Below are 13,895 nucleotides of genomic sequence, written 5' to 3'. Positions count from 1 at the left end.
CTGCCCTTTTTTCACTTGCCGAGGCTCAATGAACAAAGCCCTCTCTGATACCACTGTGACTTTACGCGAGCCGCTGGCCAAACTTCAGCACCAGGATGAATTCGTTCACCGCCACATCGGGCCCGATATCGAGCAGATTCAAACCATGCTGGACCATCTCGACCTGAAGTCGCTGGATGACCTGATCGACCAGACTGTGCCTTCCAGTATACGCATGAGTGCCCCGCTGGCCCTGGATCCACCGGCCAGTGAAGCGGCGACACTCTCCAGGCTGCGACAGCTGGCAGCCATGAATAAACCTGCGCGCTCGTTTATCGGCCTTGGCTATTACGACACCTACACACCTACCGTCATACTCCGCAATGTGCTGGAGAACCCGGGCTGGTATACCGCCTACACGCCGTATCAACCGGAAATATCCCAGGGCCGGCTGGAATGCCTGCTGGCCTACCAGCAGACGGTGCTTGACCTGACCGCGATGGATCTGGCCAATGCGTCCTTGCTGGATGAAGCCACCGCTGCCGCTGAGGCTATGGCGCTTGCCGGGCGGGTGAACAAAAATCGCAACGCCAACCGTTTTTTTGTCGATCGCCAGTGTTTGCCACAGACCATCGACGTCATCAAAACCCGGGCAGAATGTTTCGGGTTTGAGCTGATAATCGATACGCTGGACGCCCTGCCTGAGGAAGGCCTGTTTGGGGCGATCTTCCAGTATCCGGGCGCAGCAGGCGAAATCCGCGACCTGGGCGATGCCATCAACAGCCTTCACCAGCAACAGGGCATAGCCATTGTGGCTGCCGACCTGATGAGCCTTGCTCTGTTGAAAGCCCCAGGGGAAATGGGTGCCGACGTGGTAGTGGGTACCAGCCAACGTTTCGGTGTACCGATGGGCTACGGAGGTCCTCACGCAGCTTATTTCGCCACCCGGGATCAGTTCAAGCGGGCGGTTCCCGGTCGCATTATCGGCGTCTCGGTAGACAGTCGTGGCAACCGCGCCTACCGGATGGCGCTGCAGACGAGAGAGCAGCACATACGCCGGGAAAAGGCTAACAGCAATATCTGCACTGCCCAGGTTCTACTGGCGGTGATTGCAGCGCTCTACGCCATGTATCATGGCCCGGCGGGTATCCGGCGGATTGCCAGTCGAATACATCGACTGGCTGCGATATTGGCTGGTGGGTTGGAGGCCAAAGGCCTCACATTGAGGCACAGTAACTTTTTTGACACTGTCACCGTTGATCTCGACAAAAAAGAGCAACAGATTGTCAAGTCCAGGGCGGATAAAGCCGGCATTAGCCTTTGCTACCGGGATGATTCCGTCAGCATCAGTGTCGACGAATGTACTACCGACGCCGAACTGAAGCAGCTATGGGAAATTTTGCTGGGCGGCGACGCTGAGGGGCTGAGCATAGCGGAACTTGATGCTGTCCAGATGGTGGCTGAACCACGCATACCGGAACAACTGGCCCGGCACAGTGAGTACCTACAACATCCCTGGTTTAACAGCTACCACAGCGAAACCGAGATGCTCCGCTACCTTAAGCGGTTGGAAAACAAAGATATTTCTCTAGCACACTCGATGATCCCCCTGGGCTCCTGCACCATGAAGCTGAATGCCAGCACCGAGATGATTCCCATCACCTGGCCGGAATTCAGTAAGCCCCACCCTTTCGCGCCACTGGACCAGGTGAAGGGCTATCAGCAGATGATCGCCGAGCTGGAAGCGATGCTCAGGGAAATTACCGGATTCGACGCCATCAGCATGCAACCTAATTCCGGCGCTCAGGGCGAGTACGCCGGGCTGCTGTCGATTCGTAAATACCTTGATGGCAAAGGCGAGCAGCATCGAAACGTATGCCTGATCCCCCAGTCTGCCCACGGGACCAACCCCGCCAGCGCCCAGATGATCGGGATGCGGGTAGTCGTTGTCGCCTGCGACGACGAAGGCAACATCGATCTGGAAGACCTGCGCCAGAAAGCGTCGCAACACAGCGCAGAGCTGGCGGCACTGATGATAACTTATCCCTCTACACATGGTGTTTTCGAGGAAGGTGTGCGCGAAGTCTGTCAGATCGTGCACGACCATGGCGGCCAGGTCTACATGGATGGCGCCAATCTCAATGCCCAGGTGGGTGTTTCCAGGCCCGGCGACATAGGGGCCGATGTATCCCACGTGAACCTGCACAAGACTTTCTGCATACCGCACGGCGGCGGTGGGCCGGGCATGGGGCCCATCGGGGTGAAGAAACATCTGGCGCCCTATCTGGCAGGCCATCCTGTTATTACGCTGGAGGGACGGGAACACAACAGTGCTGTATCCGCGGCACCGTGGGGCAGCTCCGGAATTCTGCCAATTTCATGGACCTACATAGCGCTCATGGGCGGCACCGGGTTGCAGAAGGCCACCCAGGTTGCCATCCTGAGTGCCAACTATATTGCGGCCAGGCTGCGCGACCATTTCCCGGTGTTGTACACCGGCCGCAATGGCAGGGTGGCGCACGAATGTATTATCGATCTGCGCCCGCTCAAGCAGGCGTCCGGCATCAGTGAAGAAGACATCGCCAAGCGCCTGATGGACTATGGCTTTCATGCTCCAACGATGTCCTTTCCGGTAGCCGGTACACTGATGATCGAGCCGACCGAAAGTGAATCCCTGCCTGAGCTGGATAGGTTCATTGAAGCCATGATCAGCATTCGAGCTGAAGTCCGGCGGGTGGAGCGGGGTGAACTGGACTCTGATAACAATCCGCTTAAAAACGCCCCCCACACCCTGGAAGATATCCTCGATGAGAGTTGGGATCGCCCTTACTCCAAGCGCGAGGCCGCTTTCCCCCTGCCCCACCTCAAAGAGGGCAAGGTGTGGCCCGCCGTAAATCGCATAGACAATGTTTACGGCGATCGCAACCTGTTCTGTTCCTGCCCCGCGCTGGAGAACTATCAGTAAGTCGCACAGTTGACCGGAGCTGACCTGCGGTCAACTTTTCGAAATTTAGCGGTTGCAGCCTGCCTGCTTATTCCCAATAATTGGTTTCACATTGTGTGGAGGTTGATTCACCATGCCACAGAAAAAAGAAACCTATGAAGTAAAACTGGAAGGCAAAGCAAAACCTCGCGCCCTGCTGATTTTCATGGACGGCACCTGGAATGATGAGAACGGACGCGGTAACGACGGCGCCGTTACCAATATCTATAAAATGTTTTCCACCCTGTCCGGCAGCCACCGGGGTGGCGACATTCCCCACCAGAAGCGTACCGCAAAACACCTGGGGCTCTATTTTCGCGGTGTTGGTAACGACGAGGAAAATATAAGATCGATCGGTTTCTATCAGGGCGCTTTCGGTGCCGGCGAAAGAAACATCCGGGACCATGCCTACGCCAGCCTGTGCCGCCACTACCGGCCCGGCGATCAGATCTGCATTCTGGGTTATAGCCGCGGCGCAGCCAGCGCCAGACTTCTCGCCGCCAAACTGCACGAGCATGGCCTGCCGAAACGGATCGATTTGTACTATCGTCAACTGAAAAATAGAGTCAATGGCGAGAGTGAATGGATGTTCTCCCACTACCAGGCCGAAGAAGAAAACAGCATGCCGATTGAAGTTTCTTTCCTCGGCCTGTTCGATACAGTCGGTGCCTTCGGAATTCCAATTGACCTTGGCCCCTTGAACTTTCAAAGAATCAATCTTTTCCGGGACCTGACCGTGGCAGCGAATGTAAAACAGGCGGTTCACCTGGTAGCCATCGACGAGAGCCGGGAACCGTTCATTCCAACTCTTACCAATTTCCGCGAGAGTATCGACGAAGTATGGTTCCCCGGAAATCACGGCGATGTGGGCGGCGGCTACCATGAAAGCAACCTTGGTAACATCGCGCTTGACTATATGGTCACCCGATTACAAGAAACCGTAAAAGACCCGGAAATCAATTTTTCCAAGCACATCGCCAGATTTCTTGACTACGATCTGCGAAGGGACGATTTTCATATTCACTACCACGAGGACGGCTTTAAGAAGGAGCCGAGGAGAATGCACGTTCTGCATGATCAGCAACCCAGTGATCTACCCGTGAAAATCCACAAGGCAGCTTTAAGTCTTCAGGAACAGGACCACTTCTACTTCGCCGAGCGCTTCAACAGTTTTACGACAAGAACACCGATCAGGTATAACCCGATCAACCTGCGAGCGCTGGGCGAAAATTATAAGGTAGTGAAGTAACCTCCCTGTTTACCGGCTAACCGCCGCAATGCGAAGAGCTTTTCGTGGAGCAGCCAATGGGAAGCCGAGCCGTAATCGTTGTTCCAGGTATTTTTGCTGCGCGGCAGTGAATGGGTCTTCGATAAAATCCCGATAACGCTGAAACCCGTTGCCTTCCTCTTCGAAAAAACTTCGATACTGACGGTGAGCTGTCAGTGAAATGCCATGCCCCCCATAGGCATTGACACTGTATCCGGACCAGGAGTAACCACTGGCCCGGTCCGCGAGGGAATTCTGCACAGGCAGCAGTTCAATGTACTTCTGACAATCAAGTGCGATATTACCCCCTGTCAGCCGGCGACAGACCGGGTTGCCTGGCATCGGTGGGTATAGCCGGTCGAAGCGGTTGGCAAAATAATCGGCGTAAGTGGAGTTTACCTGGCGCACCATCTGGATCAGCCCACTGCATGAAAATGCACTGATCAACAGATGCAGTTCGCCGGGAAGCAGGACATAGGTATGTAACTGTTGGCGATACGCCTTGAGGCAATTGAACAACCGGTTCAGATAATAGCGATAACAACCGGCATCAAAGAAAAAAGAATTTTCTGCCTTCCCAGTCTGATACACATAGAAGGTTGAATCCTTCAACACACAGATTTTCTTTTTTTTGTTCGCATCACTTCCGCTCATGCAGTCTCTCCCTGGCGTTTCTTCAGCCGGAATCCGTTCCGGCCCTGTTAATGGTCCCCTTATTTCATTAACAGTGTAGACGTGGTTAGACGGCGGCGCCAGAAAACCTGGCACATTCCAGCACCAGTGTGCCTTGACGGGCCCATGCATGCCGGCAGTAATACTGCCTTGCCAGCGGGTTTGCCCTGAGGCCAGAGCATTGCGGTAGTTAAGAGACGCCCTAGTCGCGCTTCAGACGGGTCTTCACTGCGGTCCCACTGACGCTGACCATCATCATGCCGCCTTTGACGCCTACGACCTCATAGTCCAGGTCGATACCGACAATCGCATCGCCACCCAGCATGCGTGCCTCCTGCTCCATCTCTTCAAAGGCGATATCCCGCGCATTGCCGAGTTCTTCCTCATAGGCGCCGGCGCGGCCACCAACAATGTCACGGACTGCCCCGAAGATATCCTTGAAAATGTTGGCACCCAATATGGCTTCGCCGACAACAATTCCCAGGTAATCCGTAATTTCCCTGCCCTCGATGGAAGGAGTGGTTGTTTTGATCATCGGTAACCTCACTGAATAGTAAAAAGGCAGGATCGTTTCCCCAGGCGCTGGACGGAACACCCCGCCCGGGTTCTGCCTTCAAGTCTTCTGATCGGCTGTGAATTCTCACACTACCAATCGGCGAGGGTTAATTGAAAAGTGTCGGTCGACTCCTGTCAACCAGTCTCTTCCGGGCAGTACCGTAAAACCGGACGCTGTTCGGTAGCCCCAGTTCAATAGAACAACTGTGGAGAGACAGCGCCCAGAATGCCCGCCAAGGCGACTGGTCGCTATCCAGGTTCTGTTTCCGGACACCTTTGTCCAAAGACGCCAGCCAACGCAACTCCAGCCTCCTGATCTCACGCAGGAGGTCCTGGGTCTGCATCTGCTGCCAGGACCCGGTCTTCACAATTACCAGCCCAGGTCCACAGAACAGCACGCCCATCGCCCAGGTCAAACTGGCCTTAAGATCAGAGACCGCGAAGAAATTCAGCGTGCAGAACACCAGCGCCACAAACCCAATAACGCCGAACAGCCAGATCCCGGCACTGAGCCACCATTCGGGGTGTGACTGTGCACGGTATACCGGCTGGCGCAGTCACAATCTCACCTGCTTTCTGCGATGCCTGAAAATAGCAGGGGTTAGTCTCGGGCGTTTCTGGCAGCGGCCAGGCGTAATGTGAGGTAGCCCAGCACGCCGGAGAGAGTCGACCCTGCCAGGATTCCCAGCCTGTCATCAACCCCCAGTGCCGGCCCTCCCTGCTCAAATGCCAGGCCGCCAATGAAAAGACTCATCGTAAAACCGATACCGCAAAGCAACGAAACCCCGTAAATCTGCAACCAGGTCGCGTCCCTGGGCAACCTGGCAAAACCTAGCTTGATCGTTACCCAGGAAAAGCCCATAACGCCGATCTGATTACCGAAAAAAAGCCCCAGGCCGATACCCAGCGAAACTGGATGCAGGAAGGATTGCAGGGACAGATTATCGAGGGGAATGCCGGTATTGACGTAGGCGAACAGTGGCAAAATGGCAAACACAACCACCGGGTGAAGATCATTCTCTAACCGTTCCAGTTGGGTTTGTGAGTCTCCCGGCAGGGCTTTGTAAGGAATAAACAAGGCCGCAATGACTCCCGCAAGGGTAGCGTGCACACCGGATTTCAATACCGCAACCCAAAGGATTACGGTGAGGAGTATATACGGCGCGAGGCCGATTACGCCGCGTCGGTTAAGAGCAAAGAGGCACATGATAGTCAGGAAAGCCACCACCAGTGAAAGCATGGAAAGATTACCGCTGTAGAAAATCGCGATGATAATAATGGCGCCAAGGTCATCAACGATTGCCAGAGTCATGAGAAATATTTTCAGAGAATTCGGCACCCGGGTTCCCAGCAGGGCGATGATACCCAGGGCAAAAGCAATGTCGGTAGCCGAGGGGATGGCCCAGCCTTTCATGGCGACCGGGTCGCCCCAGTTGACTACCGAATAGATAACCGCCGGTAATGACATTCCACCAATTGCAGCGACAATTGGTAAGACTACCCGCGCAGGATCGGACAGTTCCCCGACCAGGAATTCACGTTTGACTTCCAGTCCGATCATGAAAAAGAACATTGCCATAAGACCGTCGTTTATCCAGAGTAACAGCGGCTTATCGATGTAAAAATCACCAAAGCGAATTTCTACCGGTATCTCCAGAAAGGCGTCATAGAAAGGACTCAGCGAAGAGTTCTGCACCAGCATCGCAAGCAGCGTGGCGACGATCAGCAGGAGCCCGCCGGAGGCCTTGAACTGGAAAAATTCCTTGACGGCTTTAGTGACGGTTTTAGTGACGGTTTCAACTACCATAACGTGACATTCCCTCAGATTCCCTGAAGTCGCTACAAGGCAAAACAGTGAATTGAACCTGTATTCTACACGGCAGCGGGCTCGTGGTTAAAATTTCAGCAACCTGCCAATGAAATCCCCGCCGGTCACCTGTTATAGTAGCCACATGCATAGTAGCCACACGAAACAACTCTTTGCCGCTCATATTGCGCGCCTGCAGGCGTGCTACGCCGACGCTTTGGGACAGCTTCCCGGCGCAGAGGGGATGCTGCTCTACAGCGGCACAGAACAGGTTTATTACGCTGACGACCAGGCTGTCTCGTTCAGAGCCTACGGGCACTTCTGCCACTGGCTGCCAGTAAACAGACCCGATCAGGCAATACTGGTTACTCCGGGACGGCGGCCTGTGTATTTTCAGGTGGTCCCTCCGGACTACTGGTATGACCAGTCGATTGTCAACGCCAGCTGGTGGGCCGACGAGTTCGATATTGTCACACTTAACAGCATTGAACAGATCAGGCCCTGCCTAAGGAATCCGGACAGGCTGGCCTTCCTGGGTGAGCCGGATTCCCTCGCGATGACAATTGGAATCGAACCGCAGTATCTCAATCCGAGAGTGCTGTTGAACAACCTGGACTTCGCGCGAGCAAGGAAAACCCCCTACGAGATCGAACAGATCCGGTCTGCCAACAGGCTGGCACTGCAGGGTCACGCGGCGGGTAGGCAAACCTTTCTTGACGGCGGCAGCGAATACGCTATTCACATGGCCTACCTGCAGGCCTGCCAGTTGACCGACCCGGAGTGCCCCTACACCAGCATCGTGGCGCTGGACGAAAAGGCTGCCATTCTGCACTACCAGCACAAGCGTCGACACCGTCCCCGGGACGGTGAGGGTCAGGTGCTACTTATTGATGCCGGCCATAAGGTCAACAACTATTGTTCCGACATTACCCGCACCACGGTCAGGCCTGGCTGTAATGAGCTGTTCAGCCAGCTTCTGGCCGGTATGGAAGCCATCGAAGAACGCCTGGTCGCCGCAGTCAGGCCGGGAATTTCCTACCTGGATATTCATCGTTCCGCCATGCAGCAGATCGCCGCCCTGGGAATTGATCTGGGCCTAATAAGTTGCAACGTGGAAGAGGCTTTGGCCCTGAATCTACCGGGGCTGTTCATGCCCCACGGTGTCGGGCATCTGCTCGGCCTGCAGGTCCATGACGTCGGCGGGCATCTCTGTTCAGCGGATGGGGAGGCCTCTCCCCCCCCTGCCGAGTATCCATTTCTGCGCAATACCCGCACACTGGTGCCCGACATGGTGTTTACCATCGAACCGGGTTTCTATTTCATCCCCTTGCTGCTGGACGCCGAGCGCGACACGCCCAGGGGCAGGCACTTGAACTGGCGCTTAATTGACCCCCTGATTCCTTTCGGAGGCATCCGGGTGGAAGACAATGTGCGGGTTACTGCCGACGCGGTGGAAAACCTTACTCGCCAGTAGGCTGTTCAGAGCAGCTCTCATCAATCTGCCAGTTGTGCCTCTATCAGTGACAGGAGCCGCCGCAGACAGCCGCGGTTACTCTCAACGATGCGCTTTCCCGCCTCACCCATTGACTGACGCCAGGGGGTGTTGGCGAGCAGGTGTAAGACCTGCTGGGCCAGATCGTGCTCATCTGCCACTGCAATCAGTGCGCCGGATTGCTGTAGCAGATTGCAGATGGTTTCAAAGTTGAACCGGGAAGGACCGATGAGGATAGGTATCCCCAGGGCCGCAGGCTCCAATACATTGTGGCAGCCGGTATCCACCAGGCTTCCGCCCACAAAGGCCAGGTCAGCGAGAGCATAGTAGTGCCACATTTCTCCCATCGAATCGCCCAGTAACACCTGGGTACTCTGTTCGCAGTGCTCGTTGTCACTGCGCCTTACCATAGTGAAGCCCCGGTCCCTGCACAGCCGGGCCACGCTGTTGAAGCGCTCCGGGTGCCGTGGAATCAGCACCAACAACAGTGCCGGCTCCTGGTCGAGGCATTGGCGGAATGCCGTCAGCACTTTTTCTTCCTCGCCTTCCCGGGTGCTGGCGGCCACCAGGACCGGTCGCTGCAGCTGGGCCAGCCCATGGAAAACCGGTGGCAGCTGCGCCTCCTTGATGGACGGCGGTGTGATGTCAAACTTCAGGCTGCCAATGACTTCTACCCGTTCGGCGGGGGCCCCCAACGCGATGAATCGGTCGGCATCAGGATCAGCCTGTGCCGCGATGAGATCGAGATTGGTCAGCATGCTCCGGGTGAGCGGGCCTAGCCGGCGATAACCACGGGCAGATCTCGATGACAGACGAGCATTAACCAGCAATGTGCGGCAACCGGCCTTCCGGCACTGATGCAGCAGATTCGGCCATAGCTCCGTTTCCATGATCAGCAGCAGAGCCGGGTTCAGTTTCCGGATGAAGCGTGCCATGGAACCCGGTAAATCGTAGGGTAGATAGACATGAAAGACCGTGTCGCCGTAACGGGTGAAGACCCGCTCCGAGCCTGTAGGCGTCATGGTGGTCACCACGATTCTTCGATCGGGGTATCGGGCCAGTAAGGCATCGATCAAGGGTGCGGCGGCAACTACCTCGCCCACTGAGACGGCGTGAATCCAGATCGGTTGCCGCTCCGCTTTCCAGTCAGCAGGCAGCCGGAAAAAACCGAATCGTTCGCCCCAGCGCCGCCGGTAGGCAGGCGCCCGCAACGAGCGCAAGACCAGGCGCAAAAGCGCGAAAGAAATAAGCAGGTAGAAAACCAGGCTGTAGAGTAAACGGGCCATGGGCGGGGGGGATTACTTCCGGGTATTGATGCGTGTTGGGAATACTCTCGCAGGTCGGTATACTTAAGCAAGTTTTAGCAGGTTTTCCTCCACCAGGCCAACTGCCCACCGGAATCATGACTACGACCGCACCCAGCAGCGCAGAGGTTTCTGCCGATATCGTTATTTTCGGTGGGGGTGTTGCCGGGTTATGGATACTGAACCAGCTCAGCAGTCTGGGATTCTCAGTACTGCTGCTGGAATCCACAACCCTGGGCAACGGCCAATCGATCGCTTCCCAGGGCATTATCCATGGCGGGCTCAAGTATGCCCTTGGCGGTTCGCTTTCGGAGGCCGCCAGATCCATAGCCGGCATGCCGGACCGCTGGCGAAACAGTCTTGCCGGCAACGACCGGGTAAATCTCGCCGCTTGCCGTACCCTGTCAGACCGATACTACATGTGGTCTGAAGGCAGTTACCGATCCCGTCTGAAAGCGTTTCTCGGCAGCAAATCCCTACGAGGAAAAATCGATGCGGTTGCTGAATCCGAATATCCCGCTTCCATGCAGCAGGCAAAGGGTCAGGGATCACTTTATTCCCTGCCGGACTTCGTCGTTGATACAGGCTCCCTGATCGACACACTGGCAACACATCACCGTGAACGTATTTTCAGTCTCGATGGGACAGTGTACGGGTTTTCACCGAGTGCCGAGCGAAACGGCACAGACCTCACTATCGATACCGGTACCGGTCGATTGACAATAAGGGCACAGCGCATTGTTTTAGCAGCAGGGGAAGGTAACGCCGCCCTGCTGCAACTGGCCGGCCTGGACGCCCCGACGATGCAGACTCGTCCTCTCAATATGGTGCTGCTGAAGAAGCGCGGACTGCCGAAGCTGTTTGTCCATTGTATTGGCGACAACTTTTCCCTTACTCCGGTACTCACTCTGACCAGCCATCCCTGCAGAGATGGAGACACCGCCTGGTATCTTGGTGGCGAGTTGGCAGAGACCGGGGTTAAAAGAAACGACCAGGAACAGATCGCTGCCGCCACGCACACCGTGCACGATCTGTTTCCCTGGGTTGACCTCAGCGATGCCCGCTGGGCCTGCCTGCGGATCAATCGCGCCGAGGGCAGTGAAGCGGGACGACATCGTCCGGATTCAGCCTTCCTCAAGGCGGAGCAGAACTTTCTGGTGGCGTGGCCGACCAAGTTCACCCTGAGTCCCGCCCTGGCGGATCAGGTTGTCCTCGAACTGTCAGAACAGGGAGTAAACCCAGCCTGGAGCTACCAGCCGGAAATTCCTGCATCTTTCCTGAAACCCGTTACAGTTGCAAAGCCACCCTGGGAGACCTGTTTTGCCGAAGCTTGAACAACGGCCCCTGGGACAGACCGGGCTCATGGTTTCCTGTCTGGGCCTGGGAACCGTCAAGCTGGGGCGTAATCAGGGTGTAAAATACCCCGCCGGGTTCACGCTGCCTGATGATGACACCGTGGTTGCGCTTCTCTCCCAAGCCCGGGCGCTGGGAATTAATCTGATCGATACCGCCCCCGCCTACGGTACCAGTGAGGAACGCCTGGGAAATTTGTTGACCCATCGACACAAATGGATTATCTGCAGTAAAGTCGGTGAAGAGTTTAAAGACGGTAACTCCTTTTTTGATTTCAGTGCCGGGCATGTAAAACGCAGCGTAGAAAGAAGCCTGCGGCGGCTCAATACGGATTATCTTGACATTGTGCTGGTGCATTCCGATGGTAACGACCTGAAGATTATCAATCAGACCGACTGCTTAGAACAGCTGCAGCGGCTCAAGCAGGCGGGTAGTATCCGGGCCTTTGGTATGTCAACCAAGACCGTGGCGGGCGGACTGACGGCTGCTGAACTTTCTGACGTCGTCATGGTGACGTTTAACACCCAGGCCACCGAAGATGCCGTAGTAATCGACAAGGCGTCTTCGCTGCACAAGGGCGTGTTGATCAAGAAAGGACTTGCCAGCGGTCATCTGGATGCCCTGACCCAGGCAGATCAGGACCCGGTCAAGGCCAGCCTGGCATTTATTCTCCGCAAGAGTGGCGTCAGCAGTGTGATTGTCGGCACTATCAACGCCAGCCACCTGGCCCATAACGTGGATGCGGCTATTGCAGCAACCAGGCAGGGCCAGGGGCGAAGGTCCGAAAACGACGGAGCACTCTGACGTTCCGGACGCGTACTTTCGTCAGAGGGCGGCAGCGTCTTCTTGGTTGGCAGGTTAAGCGTCCCCTGCGCAGGACCCACTTAGGTGTGGCGCTTTCAATATTTGCGCAGAACGCTGTGGTCACTGACAAACTAGTATGTGCTGATACTAAAGGAAATCCAGATTGGAGATTCGCCCAATTCAAGTGGCTGACGTGCCTGGTTTCCTGGATCTGTGGAATCGGGTTTACTCTGAGGGTACATTCCTGGCTAAAGGCCCTCCTCCAGTAGATCGTGCAATGAGCACCATAGAGAGAGTCGTCAAAGAGAGCATTCCAAATTTCGTTGCCATTATGGAAAGCCGGTTGATTGGGGCAGTGGAAGTCTTCCCAGGAACAATGTGTGGTAAGAACTATGACGGGGCAGAAAAAGCAGGCCACCTGGGAATCCAGGTTGACTACTCTTACAGAAGAAGAGGCATAGGGAGGAACCTCATGATCGCGGCGATTTCTGATTCAGCGCGTTTTGGCTACAAGACTATTCAGCTTTCCGTATTCGAATCCAACACCCCGGCAATTCGACTGTATAAGAGTCTCGGGTTTCTTGTTTATGGTCATGGAGCCACCGTTACTCTGCCTGCGGGCACAACTACGAGAGAGCTGCACATGGTTCTTAATCCTGAAAACATGGACTTAACCTGACAGCAGATCTCCGGTTTTATTGCGAGCAGATAGAAAAAGACTTTCAAGAGTTATGACGGCTTCTGGCCGAACGCGGCTGTAGAATCGCTGCAATTGTAGTACCGGTTTGAACCCTTTGGGGACACTCACAGTTTAATGGCTTAAGAAAAGCGAGGCTAAATCTGAGGCACGTTAAGCTATTAAATTGTTAGTGCCCGTCAATACTATTCAGTGATTCAAGGCCTCTTAGTCAGTGCACTTTCTCCGGCTTCTGTCCGCATCATGCAGGCAAGTTGCCCGGCGACTTAAAGGCGCGCAGACTCTTGCCTGCAGAGCGGATTGTCCTGACCAAATTAGTAGCTTACGACTGTTGTGCCGGGCTCGAATAGAGCTGACATTCCACCTTGAACCTTGACTCCATCAATCAGTTCATCTTCCTTGATTCCACCGACATTATTCATGCACATCCCGCATACGTAGACGTTCCCTCCTCTATCCATGAACTGCGACAGGAGCCCTTTCAAAGAGTCTCCATTTGCATTGGTTTTTGCCGGAATATTCCTGTCTGCTATCCGCGTACCTTCAACAGTAAGATGTATGGTGACAGGTATGTTCATTTCAGTGAGCACCCTAGTGCCGAATACAATCGCCATCGTAGCCCGGTTGATTTCATCGCTGGTTAGATTGACGAATAGCCTCTGGCCATCATCTGCAGCAATCACACTGCTTGTAGCAAAAATGCACATGCTTAGAAACGCCAGTATAGTCATCGATTTCTTTATAGTCATCATTTCGTTGCCCTCTTTTCATAGAAGTGAATTTCATTAATCTAAGAACGTATCTCTTGGTATTGTTTGATCAAATTATATACCTAAGGGTTGCAAAGCTGACTGCGACATATTGTCCTGCGACAAACCGTCGCAAACCCAATCTAAAGCAGGAGGAACATGGGAGAGCCTAAAGGTGCATCAAGCTCGCTGGGCGATGGCAAGATTGTATTTCAAGGAGAAGCTGCGATGTG

Annotated in this window: 11 protein-coding genes; 6 read left to right on the top strand and 5 right to left on the bottom strand. The window is 54.9% G+C overall.

The genetic code is table 11. The features are described from left to right. Positions 1–28: 28 nt before the first annotated feature. Together gcvP and R3F50_07095 are read left to right on the top strand one after the other, a co-directional pair. Positions 29–2,944 (top strand): aminomethyl-transferring glycine dehydrogenase, encoded by a 2,916-nt coding sequence (gene gcvP / locus R3F50_07100; GenBank protein MEZ5490072.1) that lies wholly within the window; start codon positions 29–31, stop codon positions 2,942–2,944. Positions 2,945–3,056: 112 nt separating this feature from the next. Beyond that, entirely contained in the window at positions 3,057–4,211 is a 1,155-nt protein-coding gene (locus R3F50_07095) for a DUF2235 domain-containing protein (protein ID MEZ5490071.1), read from the top strand. A 9-nt stretch (positions 4,212–4,220) separates the two neighbouring features. On the opposite strand, the gene R3F50_07090 is transcribed toward R3F50_07095, so the two are convergent. From R3F50_07090 to nhaA, 3 genes are all read right to left on the bottom strand, one after another. Continuing rightward, positions 4,221–4,883 (bottom strand): hypothetical protein, encoded by a 663-nt coding sequence (locus tag R3F50_07090; GenBank protein ID MEZ5490070.1) that lies wholly within the window; start codon positions 4,881–4,883, stop codon positions 4,221–4,223. A gap of 220 nt (positions 4,884–5,103) precedes the next feature. Continuing rightward, on the bottom strand, positions 5,104–5,436 hold the full coding sequence (locus R3F50_07085; GenBank protein ID MEZ5490069.1) for a heavy metal-binding domain-containing protein: 333 nt from the start codon (positions 5,434–5,436) through the stop codon (positions 5,104–5,106). 621 nt (positions 5,437–6,057) lie between these two features. Continuing rightward, the gene (gene nhaA, locus R3F50_07080; protein MEZ5490068.1) at positions 6,058–7,263 is read right to left on the bottom strand and encodes a Na+/H+ antiporter NhaA; all 1,206 of its coding nucleotides are present in this window, start codon (positions 7,261–7,263) and stop codon (positions 6,058–6,060) included. 109 nt (positions 7,264–7,372) lie between these two features. Here nhaA and pepQ point away from each other — a divergent pair, with 109 nt between their 5' ends. Continuing rightward, on the top strand, positions 7,373–8,737 hold the full coding sequence (gene pepQ, locus R3F50_07075) for a Xaa-Pro dipeptidase (GenBank protein MEZ5490067.1): 1,365 nt from the start codon (positions 7,373–7,375) through the stop codon (positions 8,735–8,737). Positions 8,738–8,757: 20 nt separating this feature from the next. On the opposite strand, the gene waaA is transcribed toward pepQ, so the two are convergent. Further along, the gene (gene waaA, locus R3F50_07070; protein MEZ5490066.1) at positions 8,758–10,041 is read right to left on the bottom strand and encodes a lipid IV(A) 3-deoxy-D-manno-octulosonic acid transferase; all 1,284 of its coding nucleotides are present in this window, start codon (positions 10,039–10,041) and stop codon (positions 8,758–8,760) included. Between the two features lie 116 nt (positions 10,042–10,157). Here waaA and R3F50_07065 point away from each other — a divergent pair, with 116 nt between their 5' ends. The 3 genes from R3F50_07065 (at position 10,158) to R3F50_07055 (ending at position 12,895) form a co-directional block, all read left to right on the top strand. Beyond that, complete coding sequence (locus R3F50_07065; protein ID MEZ5490065.1) at positions 10,158–11,393, top strand: FAD-dependent oxidoreductase; 1,236 nt, start codon at positions 10,158–10,160, stop codon at positions 11,391–11,393. Between the two features lie 28 nt (positions 11,394–11,421). Then, complete coding sequence (locus tag R3F50_07060) at positions 11,422–12,216, top strand: aldo/keto reductase (protein MEZ5490064.1); 795 nt, start codon at positions 11,422–11,424, stop codon at positions 12,214–12,216. 163 nt (positions 12,217–12,379) lie between these two features. After that, positions 12,380–12,895, top strand: coding sequence for a GNAT family N-acetyltransferase (locus R3F50_07055; protein ID MEZ5490063.1), 516 nt, complete (start codon positions 12,380–12,382; stop codon positions 12,893–12,895). Between the two features lie 332 nt (positions 12,896–13,227). Here R3F50_07055 and R3F50_07050 read toward each other — a convergent pair whose 3' ends face one another. Continuing rightward, on the bottom strand, positions 13,228–13,665 hold the full coding sequence (locus R3F50_07050) for a DsrE family protein (protein ID MEZ5490062.1): 438 nt from the start codon (positions 13,663–13,665) through the stop codon (positions 13,228–13,230). Between the last annotated feature and the right edge of the window lie 230 nt (positions 13,666–13,895).

The organism is Gammaproteobacteria bacterium (assembly GCA_041395725.1).
Classification (GTDB): Bacteria; Pseudomonadota; Gammaproteobacteria; order Pseudomonadales; family Pseudohongiellaceae; genus NORP240.
The sequence above is the reverse complement of the archived record's forward strand: the minus strand, read 5'-3'. Positions and strand labels throughout refer to the sequence as shown.